The organism is Microcoleus sp. w1-18aA5, from assembly GCF_036701705.1.
Taxonomy (GTDB): Bacteria; Cyanobacteriota; Cyanobacteriia; order Cyanobacteriales; family Microcoleaceae; genus Microcoleus.
Window position 1 is genome coordinate 1 of record NZ_JAUPTE010000152.1, and the last position, 3,876, is coordinate 3,876.

Below are 3,876 nucleotides of genomic sequence, written 5' to 3' on the forward strand. Positions count from 1 at the left end.
CAAAATAGAATCGGAAATTCTCTTCCTGTGAGCCTTGCAAAATTATATCTGTGTAAATATTTCTGTTCATGTACTTAACGCCTTTTCGGCGTAAAATTTAGTATTTATAATGTCACTTTGAAAGAGTAAATGCTCAACAGAATTGGAGAGCAACAGCCGGAAACATTGAATCTGCCCTGTCCGGTACCCCTGACTCAGCACCCAGCAGCAGTGTACCTCGACAGTTTGGGGAGCGAGCGGTCAAAGGCAACCATGAGAGAAGGACTCAATATCATGGCCCGAATGCTGACAGGTGGGGAGTGCGACGCAATGACTTTGAATTGGGCGGCATTGCGCTACAAACATACGGCGGCTCTGCGCTCGGCTATGGAGAAAAAGTACGCCCCGGCGACGGTGAACCAAATGCTGTGCGCCCTGCGACGGGTGTTGAAGGAAGCTCTGCGGTTGGATTTAATCGACCCCATAGATTACAGTAAAGCGGTGGATGTCAGGAGTATCAAGCAATCGGGAAAGGTTAGGGGGCGCGCGCTAACGCTCTGTGAGATTGCTGCATTGATGCAAAGCTGCTCTGGTAAGACCCCTATTGATGTTAGGGACTCGGCGCTGATTGCTATCTTGCGAGGGGGCGGCATCCGTCGCTCTGAAGCGGTCAATCTCTTGAAGCGTGATTTCAATCTATCCACGGGAGCGCTGTTCATCAGAGAGGGCAAGGGCAAGAAAGACAGGACGGTTTATCTCCCGGAGTCTGCTTGCGTTTTAGTGTCCCAGTGGCTGGAGTTGAGGGGAGAGGCGACTGGGCCTCTGTTGTACCCGATTCGGAAGGGGGGAGAAATTCAGCGCCGGCGGATGACGGAGGATGGTGTGTTGAAGATTGTGCAGCGACGGGCGTTTCTCGCTGGGGTGGAGTCTTTTAGTCCCCACGATTTCCGGCGCACGTTTTGCTCGGACCTCCTTGATGCTGGGGTGGATATTGTGACGGTGCAAAAGTTGGCGGGTCATGCTTCTCCGGTAACTACGGCCAAATATGACAGGCGTGGGGAGGAAACTAAGCGGCGGGCCGTGCAGCATTTGGAATTTTAGGGCTTTGTGACGTTCTCTCCCGTTAAGTGCTGACGCACTATAAAAGGTGGACAAGACTGACATCTAGGACTCTGATGAAACTTATAGTTCCTTTATCAATAGCCTCCGCTAATTCTGGGTTTAAGCTACAGAAGAATTGGCTGTTGTCAGGTTCAGAGTAAACTACTTCAACAACATAACATCCCGTTTTGGGGACAATCCTCACTTCGCACAAATCCTCAAACTTCAGCGCCGTGTTAAATAACTTGCGAGAAATGTCCGTTATTTGATCGCAGTAATTAAACCACTCATGGCTTTTTTGATTGCGTGCCTTTCCACTCGTTCTTTTAACAGTGTGGACAACTATCAACTATCAACTATCAACTGTTAACTGTTTAATGGCAGTAGCATCTCCCTATCAGCGCCCAGATAGCATTGTAATCAGCCGCCTCAACTTCCCAGCAAGTTTTCTGGAATCGTAGCGGCACTTGGCTTCTACTAAGATTTTTTCCATCAGCTCGGATGAAGCTTCTGCTTGCAGCCAGGCAGCTTCTAAAAATACTTCTACGGTCACTCCTTTTTCTTTGCAAAATCTTGTCAAGTTAGCATCTATTTCTGCATCTAAAACAACGGCAGAATGGCGACGAGTTGGCGGAAGTTTCGCGAGTTCTGCTTTTAACTCTTCTAATGTTGAATTGGGATTAGTGGTTTCGTTTGAAGTTGCGTTCGTTGAAGTTTCGTTAGCCGAAGTTTCGTTAGCCGAAGTTTTGTTTGAAGTTTCGTTTGAAGTTTCGTTCGCCGGAGTTGAACGTTGAGCTATTTGTTCGCTCTCCTGTTTGGGGGCGATTAAAGTATCTTCTCGGCTTGGAACAACTGTTCGCTTGCGGTTGGAGCGAATTTGGTCGAGGATGCTGTCACTCATTGTACTTTTTGTTGTAAAAGAGACTCAATTTTGGCGAGCAGAATTTCAAAGGGATATTCTAAGTCGGGATGTCCTAATTCGCTGAGAGTTTGGCGTTTGTTAATGGCTTTTTTGTACTGTTCGGATTCTCGGATTGAAGGGAGAATTAATTCGTTTTCAACTTCGTCTTTCATTCCTTCTACGGCTAGGCGGCTCTCTAGGGTTTGAGTGTTGCCAATCCAGCGGTCGCGGAAGGGCAGCACTCCTAGTACGGTAGCGTTGGTTGCTTTGACATCTCTCATGGAGTTGAGCAAGTCGAGTGTCCGCACTAGGGAACCGTAGCCTTTGACGGAGGCTTCGGCGGGTACGATTACGGTGTCGGCGGCACCGATTGCGGTTAGGCAAATCTGCGAGCGCTGCGGGGGTGCGTCAATGATACAAAATTTAAAGGCTTCGGCAACTGGTTCGAGGCGGCGCAGCAACAGGGTGGCGCCGACGCCGCTGCTGGATAGGTAGTCGGCGGCGGCGTCAAGCCCGTCGTCGGAGGGAATTAGAAACAAGTTGTCGCTACCTTCGACTGGATAGATGCCGTCTTCGATGGGCACGGATTTTTTGAGAACTTCCAGCAAGGTGGGCTGGTTGGGTTGCAGTTCTAGCCCCAGGTAGGTGGTCAGGTTGTGTTGGGGGTCGGCGTCGATAGCCAGTGTGGGATAGCCCCGGCTGGCTAGGAGGCGGCTCAGGAATAGAGATGCGGTTGTCTTGCCCTGCCCCCCGGACAGGGACGCGATGGCGACTGCGATCATGGCTTTAGGGACATGGGATGGGGTTTTCTATATATATCGTCATCTAAAAAACGAAATTAGTCAATAGTTGATTTAGTAAAAAACTAATTTTATTATTTTAGTAATTTAACTATTGACTATTTTATTTAAAAAATAAAGAGCTAAAATTGGCTTTTTAGTAAAAAGCTAAATTATTAAAACTAGCAAGTGAGCGGAGCTCGCGCAGTCCCCACCCAATTTTCCTCCACAGACTCTATAGATGCGTGTTTAAAAGGCGCGGTGCGTGTTTAAAAGGCGCGGCGCGTGTTTAAAAGGCGCGGCGCGTGTTTTATAGCGAGAAAACAACATAATATGACGCGCGGCCTTGACCCTCTAATTTCAACTGGTTGGCATCAGTCAACTTCCGCAGCAGGCGACTAGCTTGGTCTTCGCTGATACGACAAAGTTCCACAGCTTCTTTTCTGGTAATTCTGCCGTGAGTCCTTACATATTGAAGCACCATTTGCTCTTGCTGAATGGGTTCAAAGCCTGCTTGCCGAACGTAATCAGCGGATTGTCCCAGTTCTCGGTAAACTAAGGGGCTAAGGGTGTAGGTGCGTCCTTTTTTGACGCCACGCGCTTCTACCAAACCAGCTTCAACTAATCGTTCTAACACGCTGCGGGCGATCGCTTCATCTCGCTGAATGGCACGGGCGAGAGTAGCCGTGTCTAACCGTCTTTCTTGTCGCAATTGTCCTAAAGCGGGCGTTGCTGATTTACGGTATGAAACGCTAAATATGACCGTCATAGAAACCAGTATCCACAAAGCTTTGGGATTTTAAAGTTATTTTTTTCATACCCTGATTCAGCAACGCCTCTAACCGTCTTTCTTGTCGCAATTGTCCTAAAGCGATTAAAGAGTCAACGGGGAGTGGGCTTTGACGGCGATTTTCCTCTTCAATCACTACGCGCAATAGTCCTAAGTCGGCTTCCCCCCCTGGCAGTCTGACGGCAACTGAATGAGAGTTTGTGCTTCGATAATCAGGGGCGGATCTTCCGTAGCGCAATAACCCCTGATCATTACTCACAAGTTAAGCTAAAAGCACTATTGTCAATGAGTAAAATTACTCATGTTTGACCTGTTGACCCAATTAA

General features: G+C 48.3%; 5 protein-coding genes. 1 reads left to right on the forward strand and 4 read right to left on the reverse strand.

Features of this window, described 5'->3' with window-relative positions; genetic code table 11:
* The first annotated feature begins 129 nt into the window (after positions 1-129).
* Positions 130-1,080, forward strand: a complete 951-nt coding sequence (locus Q5691_RS27325) for a tyrosine-type recombinase/integrase (RefSeq protein ID WP_333312353.1) — start codon at positions 130-132, stop codon at positions 1,078-1,080.
* Positions 1,081-1,477: 397 nt separating this feature from the next.
* Here Q5691_RS27325 and Q5691_RS27330 read toward each other — a convergent pair whose 3' ends face one another.
* The 4 genes from Q5691_RS27330 to Q5691_RS27345 form a co-directional block, all read right to left on the reverse strand.
* Positions 1,478-1,981, reverse strand: a complete 504-nt coding sequence (locus tag Q5691_RS27330; protein ID WP_333043158.1) for a hypothetical protein — start codon at positions 1,979-1,981, stop codon at positions 1,478-1,480.
* Positions 1,978-2,763 (reverse strand): ParA family protein, encoded by a 786-nt coding sequence (locus tag Q5691_RS27335; protein WP_106331468.1) that lies wholly within the window; start codon positions 2,761-2,763, stop codon positions 1,978-1,980. Before Q5691_RS27335 ends, Q5691_RS27330 begins: the two co-directional genes overlap by 4 nt.
* A gap of 307 nt (positions 2,764-3,070) precedes the next feature.
* Positions 3,071-3,529 (reverse strand): hypothetical protein, encoded by a 459-nt coding sequence (locus tag Q5691_RS27340; RefSeq protein WP_333348364.1) that lies wholly within the window; start codon positions 3,527-3,529, stop codon positions 3,071-3,073.
* On the reverse strand, positions 3,513-3,809 hold the full coding sequence (locus Q5691_RS27345) for a hypothetical protein (protein WP_333348368.1): 297 nt from the start codon (positions 3,807-3,809) through the stop codon (positions 3,513-3,515). The genes Q5691_RS27340 and Q5691_RS27345 overlap by 17 nt, the downstream gene beginning before the upstream one ends.
* Positions 3,810-3,876 lie beyond the last annotated feature (67 nt).